This is a genomic window from Vibrio sp. 10N.222.52.B7, assembly GCF_041474275.1.
Classification (GTDB): Bacteria; Pseudomonadota; Gammaproteobacteria; order Enterobacterales; family Vibrionaceae; genus Vibrio; species Vibrio crassostreae_C.
Genome location: NZ_JBFRTU010000561.1, coordinates 1 through 222 on the forward strand (window position 1 = coordinate 1; position 222 = coordinate 222).

Here is a 222-nt window from a genome sequence, read left to right on the forward strand (position 1 = left end):
CCTGTAAATGGCTTTTCGATCATCATATCGAGCGCTTGTGGAAAGGTATAAGCTCGTGGGCTTTCTAAGTTAGCCCTTTTACTTGCGAGGCTATCAGTTGTACTGAGGCTGATTACCGAAAAAGCGACCACGATACCGACTAGCACTGATGCGCACCATCCGTAGAAGCGTTTCTTGGTCGAGAACTTGTATAGATAAGGCAGAATGCAGATAAACCCAATG

General features: G+C 45.9%; 1 pseudogene. It reads right to left on the reverse strand.

Annotated elements, in window-relative coordinates:
- Nucleotides 1-222: pseudogene (locus AB4512_RS24195) on the reverse strand (ligase); the annotation flags it as partial.